This is a genomic window from Hyalangium ruber (genome assembly GCF_034259325.1).
Lineage (GTDB): Bacteria > Myxococcota > Myxococcia > Myxococcales > Myxococcaceae > Hyalangium_A > Hyalangium_A rubrum.
This window is the reverse complement of the sequence record NZ_JAXIVS010000013.1, coordinates 222,548-247,368: the sequence shown is the minus strand read 5'-3', so window position 1 is coordinate 247,368 and position 24,821 is coordinate 222,548. Positions and strand designations below refer to the sequence as shown.

24 protein-coding genes are annotated in these 24,821 nt (G+C 69.0%); 9 read left to right on the top strand and 15 right to left on the bottom strand.

Going from position 1 to position 24,821, the window contains the following annotated elements:
* Positions 1-15 precede the first annotated feature (15 nt).
* Genes SYV04_RS32280 through SYV04_RS32270 form a run of 3 tightly spaced genes read left to right on the top strand, consistent with a single transcriptional unit; the run spans position 16 to position 3,080 of the window.
* Entirely contained in the window at positions 16-1,284 is a 1,269-nt protein-coding gene (locus tag SYV04_RS32280; RefSeq protein ID WP_321549819.1) for an ABC transporter substrate-binding protein, read from the top strand.
* A 14-nt stretch (positions 1,285-1,298) separates the two neighbouring features.
* On the top strand, positions 1,299-2,252 hold the full coding sequence (locus SYV04_RS32275) for a carbohydrate ABC transporter permease (protein ID WP_321549818.1): 954 nt from the start codon (positions 1,299-1,301) through the stop codon (positions 2,250-2,252).
* 3 nt (positions 2,253-2,255) lie between these two features.
* A complete protein-coding gene (locus tag SYV04_RS32270; RefSeq protein ID WP_321549817.1) occupies positions 2,256-3,080 on the top strand; it encodes a carbohydrate ABC transporter permease in 825 nt (274 codons plus the stop codon).
* A gap of 12 nt (positions 3,081-3,092) precedes the next feature.
* Here SYV04_RS32270 and SYV04_RS32265 read toward each other — a convergent pair whose 3' ends face one another.
* The 11 genes from SYV04_RS32265 to sppA all read right to left on the bottom strand — a co-directional run bounded on the left by SYV04_RS32265 (position 3,093) and on the right by sppA (position 13,656).
* Positions 3,093-4,238 (bottom strand): acyl-CoA dehydrogenase family protein, encoded by a 1,146-nt coding sequence (locus SYV04_RS32265; protein ID WP_321549816.1) that lies wholly within the window; start codon positions 4,236-4,238, stop codon positions 3,093-3,095.
* 11 nt (positions 4,239-4,249) lie between these two features.
* The gene (locus SYV04_RS32260) at positions 4,250-4,681 is read right to left on the bottom strand and encodes an AgmX/PglI C-terminal domain-containing protein (protein ID WP_321549815.1); all 432 of its coding nucleotides are present in this window, start codon (positions 4,679-4,681) and stop codon (positions 4,250-4,252) included.
* A 5-nt stretch (positions 4,682-4,686) separates the two neighbouring features.
* Positions 4,687-5,829, bottom strand: a complete 1,143-nt coding sequence (locus SYV04_RS32255; protein ID WP_321549814.1) for an acyl-CoA dehydrogenase — start codon at positions 5,827-5,829, stop codon at positions 4,687-4,689.
* A 127-nt stretch (positions 5,830-5,956) separates the two neighbouring features.
* Positions 5,957-6,733, bottom strand: coding sequence for an enoyl-CoA hydratase-related protein (locus SYV04_RS32250; RefSeq protein WP_321549813.1), 777 nt, complete (start codon positions 6,731-6,733; stop codon positions 5,957-5,959).
* Positions 6,734-6,834: 101 nt separating this feature from the next.
* Positions 6,835-8,160 carry an amidohydrolase family protein gene (locus tag SYV04_RS32245; protein WP_321549812.1) on the bottom strand — a complete coding sequence of 442 codons (1,326 nt, stop codon included), beginning with the start codon at positions 8,158-8,160 and terminating at the stop codon, positions 6,835-6,837.
* A gap of 49 nt (positions 8,161-8,209) precedes the next feature.
* Positions 8,210-9,058, bottom strand: coding sequence for a 3-hydroxyacyl-CoA dehydrogenase family protein (locus SYV04_RS32240; protein WP_321549811.1), 849 nt, complete (start codon positions 9,056-9,058; stop codon positions 8,210-8,212).
* Positions 9,059-9,114: 56 nt separating this feature from the next.
* A complete protein-coding gene (locus SYV04_RS32235) occupies positions 9,115-9,516 on the bottom strand; it encodes a hypothetical protein (protein ID WP_321549810.1) in 402 nt (133 codons plus the stop codon).
* 2 nt (positions 9,517-9,518) lie between these two features.
* Positions 9,519-10,010 carry a hypothetical protein gene (locus tag SYV04_RS32230; protein ID WP_321549809.1) on the bottom strand — a complete coding sequence of 164 codons (492 nt, stop codon included), beginning with the start codon at positions 10,008-10,010 and terminating at the stop codon, positions 9,519-9,521.
* A 24-nt stretch (positions 10,011-10,034) separates the two neighbouring features.
* Positions 10,035-11,123 (bottom strand): iron-sulfur cluster carrier protein ApbC, encoded by a 1,089-nt coding sequence (apbC, locus tag SYV04_RS32225; RefSeq protein ID WP_321549808.1) that lies wholly within the window; start codon positions 11,121-11,123, stop codon positions 10,035-10,037.
* A gap of 158 nt (positions 11,124-11,281) precedes the next feature.
* The gene (locus SYV04_RS32220) at positions 11,282-11,911 is read right to left on the bottom strand and encodes a hypothetical protein (RefSeq protein ID WP_321549807.1); all 630 of its coding nucleotides are present in this window, start codon (positions 11,909-11,911) and stop codon (positions 11,282-11,284) included.
* A complete protein-coding gene (gene sppA / locus SYV04_RS32215) occupies positions 11,908-13,656 on the bottom strand; it encodes a signal peptide peptidase SppA (protein ID WP_321549806.1) in 1,749 nt (582 codons plus the stop codon). The genes SYV04_RS32220 and sppA overlap by 4 nt, the downstream gene beginning before the upstream one ends.
* A gap of 234 nt (positions 13,657-13,890) precedes the next feature.
* Between sppA and SYV04_RS32210 the strand changes: the two genes are divergently transcribed.
* Entirely contained in the window at positions 13,891-14,265 is a 375-nt protein-coding gene (locus tag SYV04_RS32210) for a hypothetical protein (RefSeq protein ID WP_321549805.1), read from the top strand.
* Between the two features lie 39 nt (positions 14,266-14,304).
* Here the strand turns inward: SYV04_RS32210 and SYV04_RS32205 are convergent, their stop codons facing one another.
* Complete coding sequence (locus SYV04_RS32205; protein WP_321549804.1) at positions 14,305-15,546, bottom strand: glycosyltransferase; 1,242 nt, start codon at positions 15,544-15,546, stop codon at positions 14,305-14,307.
* 20 nt (positions 15,547-15,566) lie between these two features.
* On the bottom strand, positions 15,567-16,643 hold the full coding sequence (gene rtcA / locus SYV04_RS32200) for an RNA 3'-terminal phosphate cyclase (protein WP_321549803.1): 1,077 nt from the start codon (positions 16,641-16,643) through the stop codon (positions 15,567-15,569).
* A 68-nt stretch (positions 16,644-16,711) separates the two neighbouring features.
* Here rtcA and SYV04_RS32195 point away from each other — a divergent pair, with 68 nt between their 5' ends.
* The 3 genes from SYV04_RS32195 (at position 16,712) to SYV04_RS32185 (ending at position 18,610) form a co-directional block, all read left to right on the top strand.
* The gene (locus SYV04_RS32195) at positions 16,712-17,959 is read left to right on the top strand and encodes an ArsB/NhaD family transporter (RefSeq protein WP_321549802.1); all 1,248 of its coding nucleotides are present in this window, start codon (positions 16,712-16,714) and stop codon (positions 17,957-17,959) included.
* A gap of 30 nt (positions 17,960-17,989) precedes the next feature.
* Positions 17,990-18,241, top strand: a complete 252-nt coding sequence (locus SYV04_RS32190) for a carboxymuconolactone decarboxylase family protein (protein ID WP_321549801.1) — start codon at positions 17,990-17,992, stop codon at positions 18,239-18,241.
* Positions 18,242-18,361: 120 nt separating this feature from the next.
* Positions 18,362-18,610, top strand: coding sequence for a carboxymuconolactone decarboxylase family protein (locus SYV04_RS32185; protein WP_321549800.1), 249 nt, complete (start codon positions 18,362-18,364; stop codon positions 18,608-18,610).
* A gap of 14 nt (positions 18,611-18,624) precedes the next feature.
* Here the strand turns inward: SYV04_RS32185 and SYV04_RS32180 are convergent, their stop codons facing one another.
* Positions 18,625-19,458, bottom strand: a complete 834-nt coding sequence (locus tag SYV04_RS32180) for a hypothetical protein (RefSeq protein WP_321549799.1) — start codon at positions 19,456-19,458, stop codon at positions 18,625-18,627.
* 138 nt (positions 19,459-19,596) lie between these two features.
* Between SYV04_RS32180 and SYV04_RS32175 the strand changes: the two genes are divergently transcribed.
* A complete protein-coding gene (locus SYV04_RS32175) occupies positions 19,597-20,271 on the top strand; it encodes a GspE/PulE/PilB domain-containing protein (protein WP_321549798.1) in 675 nt (224 codons plus the stop codon).
* A gap of 129 nt (positions 20,272-20,400) precedes the next feature.
* Positions 20,401-22,737: a glycoside hydrolase family 88 protein gene (locus tag SYV04_RS32170; RefSeq protein WP_321549797.1), complete on the top strand. Its 2,337-nt coding sequence runs from the start codon at positions 20,401-20,403 to the stop codon at positions 22,735-22,737.
* 8 nt (positions 22,738-22,745) lie between these two features.
* On the opposite strand, the gene SYV04_RS32165 is transcribed toward SYV04_RS32170, so the two are convergent.
* Positions 22,746-24,821, bottom strand: a complete 2,076-nt coding sequence (locus SYV04_RS32165; RefSeq protein ID WP_321549796.1) for a cyclic nucleotide-binding domain-containing protein — start codon at positions 24,819-24,821, stop codon at positions 22,746-22,748.

Sequence of the window (24,821 nt, the reverse complement as noted above, 5' to 3'; positions counted from 1 at the left end):
GGAGGGACATACGCAATGAAGAAGGCACTGGCAGGACTCGCCGCCGCGGTAACGCTCGTTACCCCGGGCCTGGCTCTGGCCGAGAAGCTCGTCATCGCTTGCGGTTCCGTGGGGCAGGAGGCGGATGTCTGCAAGCAGGGCGCGGAGGCCTGGGCGAAGAAGACCGGCCACACCGTGGAGCTCATGAGCGTGCCCACCGACGCGGGGCAGCAGCTGGCGCAGTTCCAGCAATTGCTGGCCGCGGGCTCCTCGGATCTGGACGTGGTGCGCATCGACGTGGTGTGGCCCGGCATCGTGGCCAACCACTTCGTGGACCTGACGCCCTACTTCCCGGCGGAGGTGCTCCAACAGCACTTCCAGCCAATTGTTAAGAACAACACAGTCAATGGCAAGCTGATCGCCATCCCGTGGTTCACCGACGCGGGGCTCCTCTACTACCGCAAGGACTTGCTGGAGAAGCACGGGCAGAAGCCGCCCACCACGTGGCAGGAATTGGCCCAGACGGCCAAGACGGTGGTGGATGCCGAGAAGAAGGGCGGCAACGCCAAGCTGGTGGGCTACGTCTTCCAGGGCAAGGCGTACGAGGGCCTGACGTGCAACGCGCTGGAGTGGGTGGACTCCTTCGGCGGCGGCACGATCGTGGACGCCAAGGGCCAGGTCACCCTCAACAACCCCAAGGCCGCGGAGGCCATCGACTTCTTCGCGGGGCTGATCGGCAACGTAGCGCCCAAGGGCGTGCTGTCCTACGAGGAGGAAGGCGCGCGCGGCGTGTTCCAGAAGGGCGACGCGGTGTTCATGCGCAACTGGCCGTACGCCTGGGCGCTGGCCAACGCGAAGGACAGCCCGATCGCGGGCAAGGTGGGCGTGATGGCGCTGCCCAAGGGCGGCGCGGAGGGCAAGTCCACCGGTACGCTGGGCGGCTGGCAGCTGGGCGTGTCGAAGTACTCGAAGAACCCGCAGCTGGCGGCGGACCTGGTGAAGTACCTGACGGGCCCCGAGGAGCAGAAGCGCCGCGCGCTGGTGGCCTCGTTCAACCCCACCATCATGAGCCTCTACAAGGACGCGGAGCTGCTCAAGGCCAACCCCTTCATCGGCGAGCTGTACAACACCTTCGTCAACGCGGTGCCGCGGCCGACGATCACCGGTGCGAAGTACAACCAGGTGAGCACCGAGTTCCGCAACGCCGTCTACGCCACGCTCTCCGGCAAGGGCAAGGCGACCGACCAGCTGAAGAAGGCGGAGGAGAAGATCAAGAAGCTGGGCAAGGACGGCAAGTGGCAGTGAGGAGGCGCTGAACCATGGCCAGCCCCACGACTCCTATCGCAGCCAGCGCGGCCACGGGCGCTCCCGGGCCCACGGATCGCGCCTCGGCGCTCACGCGCCAGCGCACCCGCGCGGCATGGTTGTTCCTGACTCCCACCCTGGTGGCGATGGTGTTGGTCGCGGGCTGGCCATTGGCTCGCACCTTCTGGTTCTCGTTCACGGACGCGAACCTGACGGACATGACGGCCTCTCAGTTCGTGGGGCTGGAGAGCCTGCGGACGGTGCTGGAGGACTCGGACTGGTGGACCACGGTGTGGACCACCTTCCGGTTCGCCTTCCTGTCCGTGTTCCTCGAGACGGTGCTGGGCCTGGTCGTCGCCATGGCCCTGCACGCCAAGTTCCGCGGCCGGGCGCTGCTCCGCGCCGCGGTGCTGGTGCCGTGGGCCATTCCCACCGTCGTCTCCGCGAGGATGTGGGGGTGGATGTTCAATGACAGCTACGGCGTCATCAACGCGATCCTCATGTACCTGGGAGTCATCGACGAGCCGCTGGCGTGGATCGCCGAGTCAGGGCTGTCGTTCGCGGCGGTGGTGGCCGTGGACGTGTGGAAGACGACGCCCTTCATGGCGCTGCTGATCCTCGCGGCGCTGCAGATGCTGCCCGAGGACATGTACGAGGCGGCGCGCATCGACGGCGCGGGGCCCATCCGGGTCTTCTTCCAGATCACCCTGCCGGTGCTGAAAGGGCCGCTGCTGGTGGCCATCATCTTCCGCATGCTGGACGCGCTGCGCGTGTTCGATGTGTTCTTCGTGCTCACCGGCGGTAGCACGGACACCATGCCCATGGCTGGCTACGCGCGGCAGCGGATGTTCGAGTACCAGGAGATAGGTGTCGGGTCCGCATCCGCATCGCTGTTGTTCGCGCTCATCGCCCTGTTCACCGCCGTCTACATGGTGGTGGGCCGGGTGAAGCTGGGCGAGGAGGCCTGAGCCATGCGCTGGGTCAAGAAGATCGCGTTCTGGCTGCTGCTGGCGTTCATCGCCGTCTACACGCTGTTCCCGTTCTACTGGGCGATCGTCACGTCGCTGAAGACGGGCAGCGAGCTGTTCGAAGTGGATCCCTGGCCCAAGCAACCCGCCTGGAGCAACTACACGGCGGTCTTCGAGGCGCAGCCCTTCGGGCAGAACATCCTCAACTCGGTCATCGTCGCCACGGCGGTGGTGGTGGCCTCGCTGCTGCTGGGGCTGACGGCCTCGTTCGCGCTGGCGCGCATCGAGTTCCGGGGGCGTAAGGCGCTGCTGCTGGCGGTGCTCGGCGTGTCCATGTTCCCGCAGATCGCCGTGCTGTCGGGCATGTTCGAGCTGGTGCGCTGGCTGGGGCTCTACAACAAGCTGCCGGCCCTGGCGCTCTCCAACCTGATCCTCACCCTGCCCTTCACGGTCTGGGTGCTGACGACGTTCATGCGCGAGCTGCCCAAGGAGCTGGAGGAGGCGGCCATCGTGGACGGGGCCACGCCATGGACCATCCTCACCCGCGTGTTCCTGCCGCTCTTGGGGCCCGCCATGGCCACGACGGGACTGCTGGCGTTCATCGCGGCGTGGAACGAGTTCCTCTTCGCGCTCACCTTCACCCAGTCCGACAGCGTGCGGACGGTGCCGGTGGCCATCGCGCTGTTCAGCGGCGGCAGCGCCTTCGAGACCCCGTGGGGCCTCATCATGGCCGCCTCGGTCATCGTCACCGTGCCGCTCGTGGTGCTGGTGCTGATCTTCCAGCGGAAGATCGTCTCGGGCCTCACCGCGGGCGCGGTGAAGGGCTAGGTCGACGGTCGCTCAGGAGAAGAGCTTGAACGTCTCCCGGGCGATCACCATCCGCTGGATCTCGCTGGTGCCCTCGTAGATGGTCTGCACGCGGGCATCCCGGAAGTAGCGCTCCACCGGAAACTCGTCGATGTAGCCGTAGCCGCCGTGCAGCTGCACGGCCTTGTCGCAGACGCGGTTGGCCATCTCGCTGGCGTACAGCTTCGCCATCGAGGCCTCGCGGGTGAACGGCTTGCCGTTCTCCTTGAGGTGCGCCGCGCGGAACGTCAGCAACTCCGCCGCCGCGAGCTGCACCTTCATGTCCGCCATCATGAAGCGCGGCGCCTGGAACTCCGCCACCGCCTGCCCGAACGCCTTGCGGTCCTTCGTGTAGCGCACCGAGGCGTCCAGCGCTGCCCGCGCCACCCCGCACGCCTGGGAAGCAATGCCGATGCGGCCGCCGTCCAGGGCCACCATCGCCAGCTTGAACCCGTCGCCTTCCTTGCCCAGGATCTGGTCCGCCGGGATCTCGCAGTCCTCGAACGTCAGGCTCACCGTGTTCGAGGCCCGCAAGCCCATCTTGTCCTCATGCTTGCCGATGATGAGGCCCTTGGTCCCGCCCTCGACGATGAAGGCCGACAGGCCCTTGTTGCCCGCCGGAGACGTGCGCGCCCACACCACCATCACCCCCGCGTACGCGCCCGAGGTGATCCACTGCTTGCTGCCGTTGAGCACCCACTTGTCGCCCTTGCGCACCGCCGAGGTCAGCAGCGCGCCCGGATCCGAGCCCGCATGGGGCTCCGAGAGCGCGAACGAGCCCACGATCGCCTCGCCCGAGGCCAGCTTCGTGACGAACTTCTCGCGCTGCGCGTCCGTGCCGTACGCGTTGATCAGCTCCGCGCACATGTTCGTCACGGCCATCGCCACCGACGTCGAGGCACACGCCGCCGAAACCTCCATCATCGCCAGCGCGTAGGAGACCACCCCGGCCTCCGAGCCGCCGTAGCGCGCGGGGATGTTCACCCCCAGCAGGCCCACCTCCCCGAGCTCCTTGAAGAGCTCCGTGGGGAAGTACTCCTCCCGGTCGATGGTGCGCGCCCGGGGGGCGACCCGCTCCTTGGCGAACTTGCGCGCGGTGTCGCGGATGAGCGTCTGGGTCTCGGTCAGCTCGAGGTTCACGGTGTGGAGTCCTACTCGATGGCCTTGAGGTTGAACGGATACTCGATGGGGTGGTCCATGCCGTCCGGCGGCTGGGGGAAGGTCAGCGCCGTCAGCACCGCCACCACGCAGTCATGCAGCTCGCTGTCCTTGAGCGTGGTGCCCTTCTTCAGCACCTTGGCGTCCTTCACCAGGCCCGAGGCGGTGATGGTGAAGGACGTCATCAGCTTGCCCTCCACCTTCTTGTCCTTCTCCGCCATCGTGTCCTCGTAGCAGGCCTGGATCTTCCCCTTGTGGTGGATCATCACCTGCTGGATCGAGTCCGGAGAGAAGGGCATCCGGCTCACGTCCAGCTCCGCCGGCGCCTTCTTCCGTGCCCCCTTGGACGGCTTCGAGCCGGGCTCGCCCTGGGCGAGCGCCACCGTGGAGGCCAGCACCATCATCGCGACGAAGGACCGCCTCATGCGCCCTACTCCTTCAGCAGGTTGGCCGAGATGACGATGCGCTGGATCTCGCTCGTCCCCTCGTAGATCTCGGTGATGCGCGCGTCGCGCACGTGGCGCTCGGCGTCCATCTCCTTGCTGTAGCCCATGCCGCCATGGACCTGCAGCGCCTTGTTCGCCACCCGGCTGGCCATCTCGCTGGCGTACAGCTTCGCCATCGAGCTCTCCACGCTGTGGCGCACGCCCTTGTCCTTGAGCACCGCCGCCTGGTGGACCAACAGCCGCGCCGCGTCGATCTCCGTGGCCATGTCCGCCAGCATGAACTGGATGGCCTGGTGGTCGCGGATGGGCTTGCCGAACGTCTTGCGCTCGCCCGAGTAGCGCACCGCCTCCTCGAACGCCGCCCGGGCGATGCCCAGCGCCTGCGCCGCGATGCCGATGCGCCCGCCGTCCAGCGTGCTCATGGCGATCTTGAAGCCGTCGCCCTCCTTGCCCAGCATGTACTTCGCCGGCACGCGCATGTCCTCGAAGAACATGGAGCAGGAGTGCGCCGCGCTGATGCCCATCTTCTTGTCCGGCTCGGCGCGGGTGAAGCCCGGCGTGTTCGTGGGCACCACGAACGTGGTGATGCCCTTGTGGCCGGCCTCCTTGTTCGTCATCGTGAACAGGACGATGGCGTCCGCCTTCGGGCCGTTGGTGATCCAGTTCTTCGAGCCGTTGATGACGTACTCGTCGCCCCGGCGCACCGCGACCGTCTTCTGCGCCGCCGCGTCGCTGCCCGCCTCGGGCTCCGTCAGGCCGAAGCAGCCCAGCTTCTGGCCGCTCGCGAAGGGCTTGAGGAACTGCTCCTTCTGCTCCTCGGTGCCGAACTTCATCACCGGATCGCAGTAGAGCGAGTTGTTCACGCTCATGATGACGCCCGTGGAGGCACAGCCGCGGCTGATCTCCTCCATGGCGATGGCGTAGCAGACGTTGTCCAGCCCGGCGCCGCCGTACTGCTCCGGCACCGCCACGCCCAGCAGCGCCAGCTCCGCCAGCTTCTTCACCGCCTCGGTGGGCCACGCGTGGGTCTCGTCCCACTTCCGGGCATTCGGGATGAGCTCGCGCGCGGCGAACTCGCGACACATCCGCTGGATCTCGCGCTGGACGTCGGTCAGCTCGAAGTTCATGGCACTCCTGAGGAAATTTGGCCGGTCTCCATAGTATGGGCCGCGCCCGAGGGGAATAGCGCTCGCCCTCGGGGACGACCCCGAGGGCGAGTTGCCGTGCCTATTAGAGAACGTACGGCCTGGCGCCTTACTTGCCCGTGAAGGCGGCGGCGCGCTTCTCCAGGAACGCCTTCATGCCCTCACGCTGGTCCTCCGAGCCGAAGAGCGCCGCGAAGCCCTGGCGCTCCAGCTCGTTGGCCGCGCGCAGATCCTGGTCCGCGCCGAACTCGATGACTCGCTTGGCCTGGGAGATAGCGAGCGGGCCGTTCTTGAGCATCTTGGTGGCCACGGTGCGGCAGTGCTCCATCAGCTGCTCGGGCGGCAGCACCTCGAGCACCAGGCCGTACTCCTTCGCCTGTGCGGCCGGAATGTGACCGCCCGTGAAGATGAGCTCCTTGGCCCGCATCTTCCCCACCAGCCGCGCCAGCCGCTGCGTGCCGCCGAAGCCGGGGATGACGCCCAGCGACACCTCGGGCAGCCCCAGCTTCGCCTTCTCCGAGGCGTAGATGAGGTCGCACCCCAGGGCCAGCTCGCAGCCACCGCCGAGGGCGAAGCCGTTCACCGCCGCGATCGTCACGCACGGAAGGGACTCCAGCGCCGCCATCACCCGGTGGCCCAGCGCCGCGAACTCCCGCGCCTGCGAGGCGCTGATGGCCGACATCTCCGCGATGTCCGCCCCCGCGACGAAGGACTTCTCCCCTCCTCCCGTGAGGATGAGGACGCGCGTTTCGGAGGTCAGGGACTGCAGCGCGGACTCGATCTCCTGCAGCGTCTTGCTGTTGAGCGCGTTGAGCGCCTTGGGCCGATCGATCGTGAGCGTCGTGACGGGTCCCTGCGACTCCAGCCGGATGTTCTCGTAGGCCATGTGGCTCCTCGGGAGGGGAACGAAAGTGGGGCGCGGAAGTTACCAGCCCCTCGCAAACCCACAACAAGCCTCGGAGTCCGAGCGCCGGTTTCCGTTCACCCTCAGGGCTTCGTGCCCTGGGCGCGCGCGGCCGCCACGGAGGCACGGTAGGCGTCACGATCGAGCCTGCGGCCCTCTTTCCACACGCCGACGATGTCTCGGGCCTGCCGGATGTCCTTCGTGGGGTCGCCTCGCACGAGCAGCAGATCCGCCCTCAGTCCCGGGGCGATGCGGCCCCGATCGGAGAGGTGGAACGCCGTGGCGGGTACCGAGGTGGCCGCCGCCAACGTCTGCTCGGGTGTGAGCCCCGACTCCACCAACAGCTCGAGTTCGTAGTGCAGGCTGGCGCCCACCGTGACGCCGGGGTTGAAGGAGTCCGAGCCCGCCAGCACAGGCACGCCCGCCTCCACCAGCTTCCGGGTGTACTGCCGCGTCACATCCGGCCGCAGGAGCGCACCGAAGCCCTCCGGAAACGTCAGCTTCAGCATGGCAAGGCTGCTCGGCGTCACGTAGGGCTCCAGCAACTGGTCATTCAACACCCGCTCCAGGTGTCCCTGGCCGGCTGCGGCGTGGATGACCGCGAGCGTGGGCACCACGAATGCGCCGCGCTGCACCAGCAGCTGCAGGTAGGCGTCGTCCGGCATCGGGCCTGCGATGCCGTGGACGATCCCATCCACGCCGGCTTCCAGGGTCTCGCGACTCTCGCGGGCGGTGGTGGCGTGGACGACCACCATCCGGTTTCGCGCATGGGCCGCCTGGATGCAGCCAGCCATCACCTCGCGCTTCAGGGTAGGCACGGGCTGCGGGGTGATGAACTCCCCCGAGTCGTAGACGAGCTTGATGAACCGGGAGCCCGCCGCCACGGCGCGCTCCACCGCCGCCTCGCACTCCTGTGGGGTGGTGGCCGTCAGGGCGGTGACACCGGGATACTCGGTCCCGTGCGCGCCCGGTGCGGTGATGAGCAGCCCCATCAGGTTGTCCGCCTCGTCCGGCCCTCGCTGGGGCAGTTGCTCGACGGGGGTGCGCGCCCCGGCGGACGAGAGCTGGGCGAACATGTCCAACACCGTGGTGGCGCCAAATGCGAGCGCGGCCCGGTAGGCGTCCGGGCCATCGGCGTGGAAGTGCGCGTCGATGAGGCCGGGCAGCAGCGTCTGCCCCTGGCCGTCGAGCACCTCGGCGCCCTCGGGCGGGCTCACGTCCGCGCCCACGGCGAGGATCTTCCCGCCGCTCACCACCACCGTGCCCTCGGGGATCACCCGCTGCCCATCGAAGATGCGGACATTCCGGATGGCCAGGACGGGCTCCGTGCCCGTCGCCCCCTTCGTCGTGGCACAGCCCGCGAGCGCGAGCGTCACCAGGGCCCACTTCAACAATCTCGATCGATGCACCCCACGGCCTCCTGTCGGCTCCATGGGGCGCGAGTCTATCGACGGGCGCTCAGTACTTGTAGAAGCCGCGGCCGCTCTTCTTGCCGTACCAGCCGGCGTCCACGTACTGACGCAGCAGCGGGCAGGGGCGGTACTTGTCGTCACCCAGGCCCTTGTGCAACACCTCGGCGATGTAGAGGCACGTGTCCAGGCCAATGAAGTCCGCCAGTTGCAGCGGGCCCATGGGCTGGTTCGTCCCCAGCTTCATCGCCGTGTCGATGTCCTCCGCCGTCCCCAGCCCCTCCATCAGCGCGAAGCACGCCTCGTTCAGCATCGGAATCAGGATGCGGTTGACGATGAAGCCCGGCATGTCTTTGGACACCACCGTCGTCTTCCCCATCTTCTCCGCCAGCGCCCGCGTCTTCTGGTACGTCTCGTCCGACGTCGCCGCGCCTCGAATCAGCTCCACCAGCTGCATCACCGGCACCGGGTTCATGAAGTGCATCCCGATCACCGCCTCCGGGCGCTTCGTCGACGCCGCGATGCGCGTGATCGGAATCGACGAGGTGTTCGTCGCCAGCACCCCACCCGGCTTCACCACCGTGTCCAGTTCCTGGAAGATGCGCCGTTTGAGGTCCTCGTTCTCCGTCACCGCCTCGACGGCGAAGTCCACGTCCTTCACCTCGGTGATGCTCGTGGAGGTGGCCAGGTTGGCTTCCGCCGTCTTGCGCTTCTCGGCGTCCAGCTTGCCCTTCTCCGCCAGCTTCGCCAGGCCCGCGCGGATGCGGTCGGCGCCCTTGGCGAGTCCCTCCTTGGAGACGTCCACCAGCGTGACGCGCAGCCCTGCGACCAGCGCCACCTGCGCGATGCCCGCGCCCATCTGCCCTGCCCCGACGACGACGATGTGCTCCGTTGCCATGACGACCTCGGCCAAGAGTGAAGTGCGGGCGCTATAGCCCCCACCCTCCGACCCGGTCAACGACTCGGAGGCAGCCGCAGCCTTCGGATGACGTACTGGTCCTCGCCCAGCGCGAACGACTCCACCAGCGGCGGACGCGTGGGGCGCCCCGGCTCCTTCACGAAGATGAGCGCCCGGTAGGTACCCTCGGGCAGATCCACCTTCACCTTCACCTCCGCCGGCGGCGCCTCCGAGAAGAACCGCTCCTCGCGCTTGACGATCCGTCCGTCCTCCGCCGTTACCTGGAAGTCCAGGCTCCGCACAGCGCCCCAGCCCGAGCCGTCCAGTTGCCACACCAGCTCACGCTCCGGCGTGCGCGTCACCTGCCACAGCCACAGGCCCAGCCCCGCGAGCACCAGCAACGGCAGGCGCTTCATCATCGGGTGGTTGCGCCAGCTCGGCCGCGCTTCGGGCTCCAACGTCACTCCTTCTTCGTCCGCTTGCCGCCGCGGCGCGCGTTCAGCTCGGAGATGACCACCTTGGGCTCCGCCGAGGCCCCTTCGCTGGCCTTGGCTTCGGCGGTGCCCTCCTTCTTCTCCTCGTCGGCCGGCACCAGGCGGATCTGCGCTCGCACATCCAGCGTCATGCCCGACATCAGCTTGACGAACTCCTCGCGCAGCTTCTCCGACTGCAGGAAGCGGCGCACCTCCTCCGCCAGCACCCGGCCGATCTCGTCCTTGGTCCGCTCCGCCTGGGAGAGGATGAAGCCCAGCACTTCCTTGGGCAGCTTGAGCTGCCCGGCGAGGTTGCGGATGCCCTCCTCCGTCATGAAGATGGCGCCCAGCCCCGCTACCGCCATCTTGCGCACGAACTCCGGCACGAAGCCGGCGCGGCTCTCCCGGCTCCCGTGCGGAGCGAAGTCCGGATCGTCATCCAGCGGATCCGGCGGGTAGTCTTCACTGTCACCAGCCATGCGGGACCTCGGGGACTGCGGGACTCAGCGAGCCTGCATCACCGGCAGGCGGATGGCACGCGCGCTCTCGGCCGACACCCGGCCCGCCACGTTGCGGGCGATCTCCATGAACGCCTTCGCCTCCGGGCTGTCCGGCGCGCCCGCCACCACGGGCACCCCCGAGTCTCCCGACTCGCGAACCTTCAGATCCAGGGGCACCTCGCCCAGGAATGAGATGTTGAACATCTCCGCCGCCTTCTTCCCGCCGCCGTGGTGGAAGATGTTCGTCGTCTTCGAGCAGTGCGGGCAGACGAACTGGCTCATGTTCTCCACGATCCCCAGCACCGGGATGTGGACCTTGTCGAACATCTGCTTGGCGCGCACCACGTCCGCCAGCGCCACGTCCTGCGGCGTGGTGACGAGCACCGCGCCCGCCGCGCGCATGTTCTGCGAGAGCGACAGCGCCACGTCTCCCGTGCCCGGCGGCAGGTCCAGGATGAGGTAGTCCAGCTCGCCCCAGTGAACGTCGCGCACCAGCTGCATCAGCGCGCCGTGCAGCATGGGCCCGCGCCAGATGAGCGCCTGGTCCGGCTCCACCAGGAAGCCGATCGACATGACCTTGAGGCCATGCTTCACCATGGGGTTGAGCGTCTTGCCGTCCGGGCTCACCGGGCGCTCGGTGATGCCGGTCATCAGCGGGATGGACGGGCCGTAGAAGTCCGCGTCCAGCAGGCCCACCTTGGCCCCGTGCTTCGACAGCGCCACGGCCAGGTTCACCGCCACCGTGCTCTTGCCCACACCGCCCTTGCCCGCGCCCACCAGGATGATGTTCTTCACGCCCGGCAGCAGCGCCTGCCCCTGGCCCGGCGCCGCGCCGCCCGTGGCCCGCACCTGCGCGCCCCACTCGATATCGAAGGACTTCAGCCCCGGCACTCCCTTGAGCGCCGCTTCGGCATCCGCCTGGATCTTCCCCTTCATCGGACAGGCGGGCGTGGTCAGCTCGATCTTCAGCTTCACCGTGTCGCCGCTCACGCGGATGTCCTTCACCATCCCCGCCTTCACCAGATCCACATGCAGCTCGGGATCCATCACCTTCGACATCGCCGCGAGGATGTCGCGCTCGGAAACGCTCATCGGTACACCTGAAACCTTTTGGAAATCGGGCAGTTGCAAGCCCGGAAGGGCGCGGAGGATGGCCACCCGCCCCGAGAACTGTCAACGACGTTTAACGCAGCTGGACACCCGCCGCACGCACCGGGCCTTTGCCCGCCTGCATGGCCCTGACAGGGGGCCTACTCGATGGCGGCGACCCGGTACTCGCCCTCTTCCATGACCAGGCGCACGTTTCGATCCGCGCCCAGCGGGAAGGCGGCCTCACTGCCCGTCACCTTCACGTTGCCCTTGAGTGCCAGCCGGGCGCGGCGCAGGCGCTCCTTGGCGAGCGGCTCGCGCTGGAAGTCCTCGCGGAACCGGTCCGGGGTGTAGCGCGCGCGCAGGGGCCCGCTCAGCAGGCTCCAGGCCTTCTCCCAGTCCTTGGACTCCACCGCGTTGAGGAAACGCGTGAGGGCCGCCTTCGCCTCGTCCGACGGCCGCATCTCCACCACGCGCCAGGTGGCCGCGCGGCGCTCCAGGATCAGCCCCGGGGCGCGGGCCTCCATGCCCTCCGTCGCCTGGCGCACGGCGGACACACGCTCCCGGCGGACGGCGACGTCCGCATAGCGCTCCCGGAAGCCCACCTCGCCCTCGGGCAGTCCCGTGGTGAGGGCGTAGGCCTCCGCGAGGCGGTTCTCCTCCAGCGCCTTCGCGTAGGACTCCGCGACGACGTTGGGGCCCTTGGGCGTGGCGCACCCAGCGGCCAGGACCCACAGCAGGAGCAGGCGGGAGACGGGCTTCATGACGCGCGGCAGGGTAACAGGGTTCATCCGTCGAAGTGCTCGCCTGCCTTGAAGCCCGCCAGGCCCCAGCAGGTTGGGCAGAGTGCGTACAGGTGCGTGCTCGACATACTGAGCAGAAGCTGGAGGAGCGAGCGACGGCGCGCTCCTCCGCCGTACGTCATCAGCTCGAACTTCTCGGTCGGCACCTTGGCCAGGTTCAGCGCGTGGCGACAGGCGTCCTCGAAGCCGCCGAGCCGATCCACCAGCCCCGCCGTCATGGCGCGCGTGCCCGAGTACACCCGCCCCTCGGCGCGCTCATGAATCTCCTCCTTCGTCCGGCCGCGCGCCTTCGCCACGTGGCCCAGGAAGGCCTGGTACGTCTCCTCCACCTCCGCCTCCAGCGACTCGCGCTCGTGCGGCGTGAAGCCCCGGGACACCGAGAAGATCCCCGCGTTCTCTCCGCGGGCGATGATCGTCCGGCGCACCCCGAGCCGCTCCAGCAACCCGGAGGCCTCGAACTTGCCCGCGAAGACGCCGATGGAGCCGATGATCGCGTGGGGCGCCGTCCAGATCTCCTTGGCGCCCAGCGCCGCCATGTACCCGCCGCTGGCGCACACCTGATCCACGTAGGCGATCACCGGCTTCTTGCGCGCCACGCGCTGCACCGCCTCGAGGATGAGCTCCGAGGCCAGCGCCGAACCTCCCGGGCTGTTGATGTAGAGCACCAGCGCCTTGGCCCGCTTGTCCCGTCCCGCCGCGCGCACCGCCTTGACCAGCGCGTCCGCGCCCGCCGTGGTCGGGCCGACCGGGCCTCCCGAGCCCTTGCCCGGGACGATCATCCCCGAGAGCACCACCAGCCCCAGCCTCGGCTTGCGCCGCACCGGGCGCCACTTCACCGGAGCCCAGGGCAGTGCCGCCAGCCAGGTATCCATCGGCTCCAGCGACTCCTCGGCTTCCGCTTCGGCCTCGGACTCGGCGGGGGCCTTGGCCTTCTCCTCCGGCCTGGGGGGCTCCAGCCGCGCCGGCAGGTCCGCCTCGCTGCACATCGCGTCCACCAGCCCCGCCGACACCGCGCGCTGGGCGCTGTAGGGCCCCGCGTCGATCAGCGCGCGCACCTCCTCGGGCGAGCGCTTGCGGCCTCGGGAGATCGCCTCCACCAGCTCCGCGTAGCGCTCATCCAGGAAGGCCTCCAGCGTCTGCCGCTGGATGTCCGAGACGTGCGAGTGGGTGAACAGCTCCGGCGCCGTCTTGTAGGCGCCGCGCCGCACGAAGTGCGCCTGGATGCCCACGCGCGCGAGCCCCTCTCCCAGCGCCGTGGCCTCCGCCGCGTAGCCCACCAGCTCCAGCCGCCCGGCCGGGGCCAGGAGCACCTCGTCCGCCGCGCACATCACCTGGTAGCCCACGCTGTCCGTGCTCACCGCCCACGCCACCACCCGCTTGCCCGCGGCCCGGAAGTCGGTGAGCAACTTCACCAGCGCGTCCTTCTTCGCCGAGCCGATCTCGAGCCCCTCCAGCTCCAGGAGGATGCCCTTGACGCGCGGATCCTTCGCCAGCAGCCCGAGCGCCTCCTGGAAGGACTCCAGCGAGGAGACGGTGGCCGGCTCGAGGGAGCTGCCTCCCAGTCGTAGCCGCAGCGGGGCGCGGCGCCGCTCGCGGTACGGCGGATCTCCGGCGAGCCGGAAGCGGACATGGGTGGGGCGGTGACGCGAGGCCAGCAGCCGGAACGGCAGCCCCAGCAGGTACCGCACCAGGATCAACAGGTTGGCGAGGGCGACGAAGACGATGCGCACCATGAGAGCCTGGAGGAAGGAGTGGGCCCCCGCGCGTAATGGAGCGCTGGGACGGACGCAAGCCTTGTTCCACTGGCATGTAAACTCCCGTTCCCCTGGGGCGCGCTACCCGCTTGCCCCTCCCACGAGCGTGGAGGCGGCAGCGCCCCTCCGGGACCGAGGCTCCCGGGCCCCGAGGAGGGTGCCTCCACCTCCCTCTGGCTCTCGGCGGGTCGTCCCGTGGTAGGATGGTGAGCCATGCGTACGTTCTCGCGACTTGTCCTCCTGTCCGCCCTGCTCACCGGAGGCGCCGTCCTCGCCGGCCGCCCGGTGCAGGACTTCCAGCCTCCCGCCGAGCTCACCGATGAAGAGAAGGCGGCGATCAAGGCCCGTCAGCTGGGTGGCAACATGAACCCCTACGGCAACGACATCCAGATCAAGGAGACGCCCATCCCCTGGGCGGCCATCGGTCTGGGAGGCCTCGTGCTCCTGGCCGCCACCCCGTTCGCGCTGCGCGCCTATCGCAACACGACGAAGGAAATGGCCGACGCGAACACCTTCGGCGCCGCCTCGCGGCGCAGCAAGAAGGGCGGAGACGAGGACGAGGAGCAGGGCGAAGAGGAGCAGGCCTAGCCCTTCCCTCCGCCGGTCCCGCGCTGTGGCCCGTGGCGGCTACGGCGCGCGCGCTTTCAGGGCACCCTCGATCGCCCGTACGGCCGTGGTGACCCCGTCTTCCTGGTGGATGCGCTCCGCCAGTTTGCGGGCCCGTTCCCCGAAACCTTTCTCGTCCAGCACGTGCCCGAGGGCCTCGGAGAGCCGCTCGGCCGTGAGCCGTGTGTGCGCGATGGCTCGTGGTGCCACCCCGTGGCGCTCGAGGATCCGTCCCCACACGGGCTGATCTCCCAGGTGCCAGACCACCACCGAGGGGACTCCAGCCCGGAGTGTCGCCGCCGTGGTGCCCGCGCCGCCGTGATGAACCACGCAGGCGGCGTGTGAGAACAACCAGTCGTGCGAGACGAAGCCCACGCGCAGGACATTTGGGGGAAGCTCGCCCTCTCCCAGGTTGCCCCAGCCGGCCTGGAGGATCGCCTTGCGGCCCGAGCGCCGCAGTGCCTCCACCAACGTGGCGGTCTTCTCCCGGGGGTCCTCGCCACCCATGGAGCCGAACGTCACCACCACTGGCCGCTCCCCCTCGACGAAGGAGGCCAGCCGAGCGTCCGGCGTGAACTGGGAGGGAGGAGTGAACCAGTACCCGCTCACGAGGTAGCGCCCCTCCCACAGGGGATCCGGAGGGACGATCGAGGGGCTGATGGCCACGAGGTTCAGCAGCTCCGAGTGGCCCGAGCGGAACAGGATGTCACGCCACGGCGCGAGCCCCGCCGCCACCACCGCGCGGTTGAGCGGAGGATCGGTGTGCTGGCGCGTCATCGCCTCGGCCATCCGCCACATCAACGCGTTTCCCAGGCTCCCCAGGTGGATGCCGAAGGGAGAGCTCCGCCGCTGCCGCAGCGTGTTGTGGAACAGGTGGCCCACGACGACCGGCTTGCGGTGGGCGCGCGCCGCCGCCGTGCCCGCCACATTGAAGGCGTGGCTGACGACCAGATCCACGTCGCGCGTCACCTCGAGGAGCCCGGGCACCGTGGCGGCGAGATCCTCTTCCAGCAGGCGCGTGAACATGCCGGCCTGCTTGGCGGGGTTTCGCTCGCGGAAGGCCGCGGTCGCCTCGGCGGCGGGCCGGTCCACCCACGGGCGCCCCACGGTCACGTACGTCAACCCGAGCGCGCGGGCCCGCTCGGCATAGCGGTCGATGCTCGCGAACACCACCTCGTGCCCCGCCTCGCGGAGCCCGCCGGCGAGGGCGAGGTAGGGCTGGATGTCTCCCTCGGAGCCGAACGTAGTGACGCAGATCCGCATGTTCCCCCCTTCGGTGCTGCCTAGACCGGGCGGACCTCCACCGCGCCTCCCGGCTCGACCTGCACGCGCACCGGCAGGAAGCGCTCGACGATGCGTGCGTGCGTCGTGAGGTGCTCCGTCACCCGCTCGGTCGTGAAGCGTGTGGTGCCCGGAGAAGCCGGCCCCAGCCTCCCCGCCGCCAACAGCGCCGCCGGCAGGAGGATCTGATCGCCCAGGTGCTCGTCGATGGCACCCGCGGACTCCATGAAGCGCGCCACCGCCTCGGCGGCCTCGCGCCCCACCTCTTCCGCCGGCCTCCCCCGCTCGCCCAGGGCGGTGAAGCCCGCGAAGGTGTTCTCGAACTGCGCCAGGATGAAGGTGACGGTGCCCGCCGAGCGCGTCACCGGCAGCGCCCGGTTCTGGGAGTTACAGTAGATCCCCCGCTCCCGCAGGGCCGCCTCGGCGGCGCGCGACTGGCGGTCCGCGATGGAGAAGGGCAGCCCGCCCACGAAGGAGCTCACGGTGATGTCGTGCAGCGTGCCGCGCGCGGGCAGATCCACCAGGCGCGGGGGCTCGGCGGGAGCGGAGATCTCCGCGTCGAACTCGCCGCCGCCCTCCGGGTAGAAGCCGGCATGGGTGAGGCCCAGCGAGGCGCGCAGCCCATAGGCGTGCATCACCGGCAGCCAGACGTTCGCGAGGTAGTGGTAGCTGGGGCTGTGCGGCAGGTGCGTGCCCCCGCGCAGGGTGAGCTTTCCCCCGCCCACCAGCGCCAGGGGGAAGAACAGGCACTGGAAGAGCAGCGGGATGCTGCCGGCGGTGCCCACCTCCAGCAGGTAGTCCCCGGGGCGCACCGGGCCTGGAGTGAAAGACAGCTCCGAGGCGTCCACGACGGCCCCCTCGCTGGAGCTGGAGCTGATGGCCTCGGCTCCGCGCACACACGCCAGGTGCTGGGGGCGCAGGCCCGAGGGCTTTCGGCGCTCACGCAGCCGGGTGATGACGAACGGCCGGCCGGTAATCAGGGACAGCGACAGCGCCGAGCGGAGGATCTGCCCTCCCCCCTCGCCTTCGCTCCCATCGAGCTGCACCGGCCCCTCTTCGGGCCGGTTGGTGCCAGTCATGGTGTCCCTTACGACGAAGCGTGTGGAGTGCAGCGTAGCAGAAGCCCTTGGGGTACTGTCCGCGCTTCGTGGCCCTTGCCATCTTCCTTCTGACCTACGTCTTCATCGCCGGCGCGCGCCTGCCCTTCCTCAAGCTGGACCGGCCGGGGGGCGCGCTGCTGGGTGCCGTGCTCATGGTGGTCCTGGGCGTCGTCGCCCCCGGCGAGGTGTTCAACCACAGCGAGGATTCGTCCCGCCACGCGGTGGACATGGACACGATCGTCCTGCTGCTGGGGATGATGCTGCTGGCGGCCTACCTGGCGCAGGCGGCCTTCTTCCGGACGGCGGGTGCCTACACGGTGCGCATGGCGCACACGCCCCGGCTGCTGCTGGCGGCGGTGACGGGCATCAGCGCGCTGCTGTCCGCCTTCCTCGTCAATGACACCGTGTGTCTGATGCTCACCCCGCTGGTGCTGGCGGTGGTGGAGGATGCGCGCCTGCCGCCCGTGCCCTACCTGCTGGCGGTGTGCATGGGCTCCAACAGCGGCTCGGTGGCCACCTTCACCGGCAACCCGCAGAACATGCTCATCCAGGGTGCCTCGGGGCTGTCGTACGCGAGCTTCGCCGCCTACATGGCCCTGCCGGCCGTGCTGTCCACCGGCGTCGTCATCGCGATGCTGCTGTATCTGTTCCGCAAGGAATTGCCCTCCAAGCGCTTCGATCCCCACCCTCCCCCGCCTCCGGTGGACCGGCCGCTGCTGGCCCTGACGCTGGCGGTGCTGGTGGCGGTGGTGGTGGCCTTCTTCCTGGGCTTCCCCATGAGCTGGAGCGCCCTGGCCGGAGCCGCGGTGGTGATGGCCGTCTCCCGCCGCGAGCCGCGCACCATCATCGAGCGCGTGGACTTCGTGCTGCTGCTCTTCTTCGCCAGCCTGTTCGTCGTGGTGTACGGGGTGAACAAGCACGGCTGGGCCATGGAGATCCGCGAGCTGTTCGGCCCGCTGATGGCCGGGCCTCCGTGGCGCGAGACGCTCGGGTTCGCGGCGCTGACGCTGGTGGCGTCGAACCTGTTCAGCAACGTGCCGTTCGTCATGCTGGCGCGCACGTGGGTGCCCACGCTGCAGGATCCGGAGCTGGGCTGGCACGTGCTGGCGCTGGGCTCCACCCTCGCCGGCAACCTCACGCTGATCGGCAGCGTGGCCAACCTCATCGTCTTCGAGGCCGCGCGCGACAAGGTGAAGATGACCTTCATGGCCTACCTGCGCGTGGGCATACCGGTGACGCTCTTGAGCTTCATCGTGGGGCTGGCGGTGCTCCTGGCCGAGCATGCGCTGTTCTGAGGTACCATCCGGTCCTCTGGAGGCGCGCACATGGATCCGATGTTCTTGAAGGAGGTCGAGGCCCACGAGGGCACCGGCCACTACGCGGGGATGATCCACCGGTGCCGGCAGATGGGCGTCGGCTTCCCCCGGCTCTGGCACCTCTTCGCCTACAAGCCCGAGGCGACCAAGGCGCTGGCCGAGTTCACCCAGGCGGTGATGCGCGGCCCCTCGCCCCTGCCCACCGGGATGCGCGAGCTGATTGCCGCGTTCACCTCGCGCGGCAACCAGTGCTTGTTTTGAACGAACTCCCACGCCGCGGTCGCGGCGAAGCTGCTGGGTGACGAGAAGAAGGTCCAGGCGGTCCTGGAGAACCACCTCACTGCTGCCATTCCGGAGGCCGAGCGGGTCCTGTTCACCTTCGTGGACAAGGTCAACCACACCGCCGCGCAGATCCGTCAGGAGGACGTGGACACCGTGAAGGCGGCTGGCTGGTCGGAGGAGGCCATCTACGACGCCATCTCCGTGTGCTCGCTGTTCAACTTCTACAACCGGTGGGCCGATGCCACCGGCGTGGGAGACCATTCGAGCGAACTCTACGCCCGCAGCGGCGAGCGCCTGGCGGCGGGCGGCTATGCCGAGCCCCCTCCAGGCCCCCCCAAGTCGGGCTGATCCGACGGCTCAGCTCAGGGATCCGGATCCGGCAGCTCGCCCGCCGGCAGCTCCGGCTCCGGCGGAGGCGGCGGGGGCCGCTGGTTCTCGCGGCCCGTGCGGTTGGTGCTGTCCGGCGCGGACTGCTCCACGCCCTGCGGCAGCGGCGGCCCGCCCCGGCGATCCTTGGGCGTCAGGTCCTTCGCGAACCGCGTGGACAGCGTGTCCAACAGCGACGAGATGGCCTGGCGGAACAGATCCGGATCCTTGCCCACCTTGAACGGATCCAGGTGCGGATCCCCCGCCTTCACCTGATCCTCCTCGAACGAGCGGTACCACACCTCGTTCCGGTTGCTCAGCGTGAACATGCGCCCGTAGCCCTTGATGTACGCGCCCGCGTGCCCCTTCTCGCTGCGCATGCCGTAGTCCTGGATGACGAACTCCACCACCGTGTCCGTGCCCAGCGGCGCCAGCAAGTCGTAGTCCGGGGCGTTGGCCGGCACCTCCTCCACCAGGAAGCTCTCCAGCGCCGTGGCCACCCGCGCCGGATCCACGATGTTCGTCCAGGGGTACTCCACCGGCAGCTGGCCGATGGTGTTCACCCGAAGCCGCTCGGAGATCTCGAAGCGCGTCACCGCCGAGATCAGCTTCGCCCGCAGCCGCCGGTCGGCCTCTTTCGGCTCGAGCTTCTTGAGCTTCTCTCCGTACGCATCATCTTCTTGGAAGACGAGGCTCTTGGGGCCCGCGGCCTCCTCGATACGGGAGATGAAGGCCGGCTGTACCACGCGATCCAGGTTCGCGCCGGACAGCCGCGTGGAGGCACAACCCGACAGAACCGCCACCAGGACAAGGAACACGCATCGCGCCATTCCCCACACATACCCCAAGCCGGGGCGCGGGGCTCCATTCCCACCCTTCGACCCAGAGTTGCAGCCCTCGAAGCGACTGGTACTTTACGACTCGTGAGCCCCCCTCCCGTCCGTAAGAAGCGCCTTGGCGAGATCCTCATGGACGCCGGCATCCTCACCGAGACCCAGCTGCGCACGGCCCTCGCCGAGCAGCGCAAGTGGGGCGGCAAGCTCGGCCATACCCTGGTGCAGATGGGCTTCGTGGACGAGAGCTCCATGGTCCACGCCCTCTCCCGCCAGCTCCACATCCCCGCCATGGAGCTGGATGCGCAGACGCCCCCCGAGTACCTCATTCAGATGTTCCGGGTGGATCTCGCCGAGCGCTACACCGTCTTCCCCGTCGCCGCGGACACCACGCACAAGGTGCTCACGGTGGCCAGCGCGGACCCCACCAACGTGGACGCGCTCCAGGAGCTCGCCTTCCACACCGGCCAGAAGATCCAGGTGGTGGTCAGCAGCGCCTCGGCCATCGAGCGCGCCATCCGCAAGCACTATTACGGAGGCGCCAGCAACACCACCGCGAAGCCGGACGAGTTCGGGATCAGCGAGCCCACCTATGAGTTCGCCCCGCCCTCGCGGCCCATGAGCAGCTCGCCCCGAGAGGCCGAGCTGCACCAGCGCGTGGAGGCCCTCACCCAGCAGGTGGCCGATCTGGAGCGGATGGTGGCCAACCAGGCCCGCTCCTTGAGCACCCTGGTCGAGGTGCTGGAGTCGCGCGGCACTCTCACGCGCGAGGAGTACTTCTCCAAGCTGCGCGGCTCATCGCAGTCCTGAGGCTCGGGCCCTCGGCGGCTCGAAAGCCCCTGACCCGCGGGGCCAATGGTCGCCCGCTTCGCACGCCCCATCTTGCACGGCACTCGAAGAGGAGGCGTGCGGATGGTGCGTGGAGAGAGCGGGAGAACCTTGGCCCTGACCCTGGCGGTCATGCTCGGCATGCTGGTCGCCGGGCCCGCCCGGGCCTTCGATGAAGCAGCGGCGGATCGCGCCCTGCTCTTCGCACAGCAGCAGCTGGCCCGAACGACGGCGCAGGTACCGGCGAACCAGTACCCGAAGGCCTCACAGCCCGATGGAACCTGGAGGCTCATCCCCGCCACGGACATGATCGGATGGACCCAGGGCTTCTTCCCCGGAGCGCTCTGGTCCATGTACCAGCTGACGGGCGACCCCACCTGGAGGGCACAGGCGGAGGCCCGGACGCGCCCCTTGGAGATCCAGAAGAGCAACATGCAGACACACGACCTGGGCTTCAAGATGAAGCTCAGCTTCGAGCCGGCGTACCAGGCAACGGGGGATGAGCTCTACCGGCAGACGTTGTTGACGGCCGCCGGCTCGCTGGCCTCCCGCTACAACCCACGCGTGGGCATCATCAACTGTTGCGACTGGAACCCCAACTGGCACCTGCCGCTGGTCATCGACACGATGATGAACCTGGAGCTGCTGCTCTGGGGCGCGCAGAACGGCGGCCAGCCAGGCTGGCGGGACATGGCGCTCAACCACGCGTTGCGCACCTTGTCGGATCTCGTCCGCTCCAACGGGAGTACCTACCACGTGGCGGACTATGACCCGGCCACCGGCACGCGGCTCTTCCGGGGCACGTTTCAGGGGTTCGCGAATGAGTCCACCTGGGCCCGAGGGCAGGCCTGGGCCGTGTACGGCTACACCATGGTCTACCGGTACACGCGCGACCCGCGCATGCTGGCGGCAGCCCAGCGAGTGACCGACCTCTACCTGAGCCGGCTGCCCGCCGACGCCGTCCCCTTCTGGGACTTCGATGCGCCCGCGGGCCAGCAGGTGAAGGACTCGTCCTCGGCGGCCATCGTCGCCTCGGCGCTGCTGGAGCTGAGCAACTACGTCCCGGACGCGAACAAGCAGCTGCAATACTGGAACGCCGCCTCGCGGATGCTCGACTCGCTCAGTTCGAGCGCTTACCTGGCCTCGGGCACCACCAGCCCCGGCATCCTCCTGCACGGCGTGGGGAACTACCCCGCGGGCCAGGAGGTGGATGTGAGCCTCATCTACGGGGACTACTACTTCATCGAGGCCCTGCGCCGCTTCAAGCAACAGCCCGTGCCTCCCTCCCCTCTCACCTGGTACTCGCGCTTCAACTTCGCGGAGGCCGTGCGCGAGCTGGGCTCGGGCAACACGGGGGTGCGGACGATCGAGTTCGATCTGACGCCCCAGAGCGCTCCGCTCGATGCTGTCGTCGGCTACGCCGACAGCTCCACCACGGTCACGTCCTTCTCCGGGCTGGCCATGGCGCTGCGCATGAACTCGAGCGGCTTCTTCGACGTGCGCAACGGTGGCGCCTACGCCGCCGTCACCTCCGTGCCCTACGTGGCCAACAGCACCTACCACGTGCGCATCGCGGCGGACATGGCCGCCAGGAGGTACAGCGTCTGGGTGCGGCCTCCCGGTGGCGCGGAGATCCTCATCGCGAACAACTACGCCTTCCGCTCCGACGCGCCGCCGACCGATGATCTCGGCAAGGTGGTGCTCAAGAGCGGCTTCGTGGACAACGAGTTCCGGGTCGCCAACCACACGGTGCGGGGCGCGGCGACCGAGACCTGGTTCTCGCGCCAGGGCTTCTTCGCGAGCATCCACCGGCTGGGCACCGGCAACACCGGCATGCGGACCGTCGAGTTCGATGTGCAGCCGCTGCGCCCCTCGATCGATGGCGTCATCGGCTACGCCGACAGCTCCACCACGGTCACGCTCCGCTCGGACCTGGCGATGATCGTGCATTTGCACCCGAGCGGCTACTTCGAGGTGTACAACGGCCCTGGCTACTCCGCCGTCACCCGGGTGTTCTATGCGGTCAACACCACCTACCACGTGCGCATCGTGGCGGACATGGCCGCCAGGAGGTACAGCGTCTGGGTGCGGCCTCCCGGCGGCGCGGAGATCCTCATCGCCAACAACTACGCCTTCCGCTCCGACGCGCCGCTGACCGATGACCTCGGCCAGGTCTCGCTCAAGAGCGGACAGGACAACGACTACTCGGTGGCCAACCACAGCGTTCGGGCAGGCACGTTCGCTCCGCTCTCGGTGGAGCCCACACCGAACTCCGGCCAGGACGATACGGTGGCCGCCGCGGCGCCCCTGGCAGTGGTCGATGCTCCCGAGGTGCCCGCCATGGGCTGCAGCACGGCCGGAGGCTCTACTGCGCTCGTGGCCTGGGGGCTGGCGTGGCTGATGCTGCGGACGGGCCGGCGCTCACGCGCGGCGGCCCGCCAGGGCTGACGCCAGGCTCAGACGAGCAGCTCCTCCGGCGACAGCTCCATCACCGGTTCTCCCGTCAGCGCCTCGGTCCGCCGCAGGCGCTGCTCGGACAGCTCCGAGATGAGCACGAGGATCTGCGGGTGGCTGAGGATCAGCGCGTCGAAGTCCTCGCGCGGCAGCCGCAGCAGCGACGTGCGCCGGATGGCCAACACCGTGGCGGTGGCCGGCGTCTTCTGGAGCAGGGAGATCTCCCCGAAGAGCTCTCCCTCCTTCAGGCGCGAGAGCACCTGGTCGCCCTTGCGCGCCTCCACCTCTCCGGAGAGCACCACGTACAGCCCATCCACCCGATCTCCCTCGTGGATGATGACCTCGTTCTTCTTCACCTCGCGGGCGCGGAACTTCTCCACCAGCGTGCGCCGATCCTTGCGCCCGAAGGGCTGGAACAGCGCCGAAGTCCCCATCACGTTGGACAGCAGCCGATCGCGGCAGAACTTCCGGAGCGCCCGGGCCACCTGCGGGTAGCGCAGCGACAGCTCCGAGAGCACCGGGGCGGAGATCTCCAGGAGCTGCGTGTCCTCCGAGGCGCTCTCCACCGCGGCCATGCGCGGCGAGCCCGACAGCAGGGCCATCTCTCCGAAGAAGGCGCCGCTGCCCAGGGTGGCGATCTCCTTGCGCTGCGCGCCCTCCTGCCGGAAGACGCGCACGCTGCCCTCGCAGATAACGTAGAAGGCGTCCCCCCGGCTGCCCTGCTCGAAGACGCGCTGGGCCTGCGAGAAGCGCCGCAGCGGGCAGCGCTCGAAGAGCTCGATGAAGGCCTCCCGGGGCAGATCCGAGAAGAGAGGGATGTTCGGCAGCGCGTCCACCGAGGGCTCCTCCTCGGAGACCTCTTCCGCGAGGGTGAGGGGGGCCTCTTCTTCCTCTGCCCGCGAAGGCGCGCCGCTCGCACTGGCATCGGCGGCGCGTTGCTTCATGCCCGCGAGCGCGGCCTCTTCCACCGCGTGCAGCAGCGTGTCCTCCTCCAGGTTCAGCTCCGTGAACGCGGAGGGGGCCGCCGGTGTCTTCACCGCCGACTGTCCCGGGGTTGGCGTGAGCACCATGTCCGCTCCCCCGTCCGAGGAACGGCGCAGGCGGAGGCCTGGAGGCGCGGAGCTGGGAAGCGCGGTCGGAGAAACCGAACGGGATGCCTCACCCACCGAGGAGGAGGCGCCAGAGATCAGCGGCTCGCTCAGGGCGGCCCAGGCGTGCTTCTTCGGCCCGAGCCCCACATCCACCTCGAGGGCCGTCTCATCCCGCGAAGCAGGAGCAGCCGGGCTCGCCTGGACGGGCGGAGCCACCGCGGGCGTCGGAGGCGCCGCCGGGCGAGGAGGCTCCACGGGCACGGTCGGAGTGGAGGTGGAAGGCCGCGCGGTGCCACGGGGGGCAAGGCCAGGAGGCGAGAAGCTCCCCGAGGGCCGCGTGGGCTCCGGAGAGGGCGGCGGCTGGGCGCGAACCTGCGCGGGCGCCGACGGAGGCGCTGCCACGGGGGCGGTAGGCTCGGCGGCAGGAGGCACCGGAACGCCCTGCACAACGGCGATCTCCTCCTCTTCGTCGGAGACCTCCAGCGGCGCATGCAGAGGCGGCGGCGGAGTGGGCGCCTGCTTCCGAGGAGGCACTTCCGGCTCATCCTCCTCGGGCAGCTCGATCAGCGCCACGCCCGGCCCCATCGAGACGCCCATGTTCTCGGTGAAGGAGGGCAGCTCCACCTTGCGCCCAGGCTTCTGGACCCGCTGCGGCGGCAGCGAATCACCCGAGCTCTTGCGCGCGTACAGGTCCGCCAACATCTGCTGGACGCCCCGGTGGGCCGGATCCAGCTCGAGGATCAGCTTGCTGGCGGCGATGGCGCGCGGCAGGAAGCCCTCGCGCGCGAAGCCCTCGGCGGCGAACTGATAGGACGAGATGGCGCGGTCCTTCTGCCCCGCCTTGACCCACGCGTCCCCCATGCGCAGGCGGGCCTGGTAGTCCTTGGGCTCCGCCTTGCAGTACTCCTCATAGAACTCCGCGGCTTTGGAGAAGCGGCCCTTGGCGAAGGCTTCGGTGGCCTTGTCCCTGAGCTTGCGCAGCTCCAT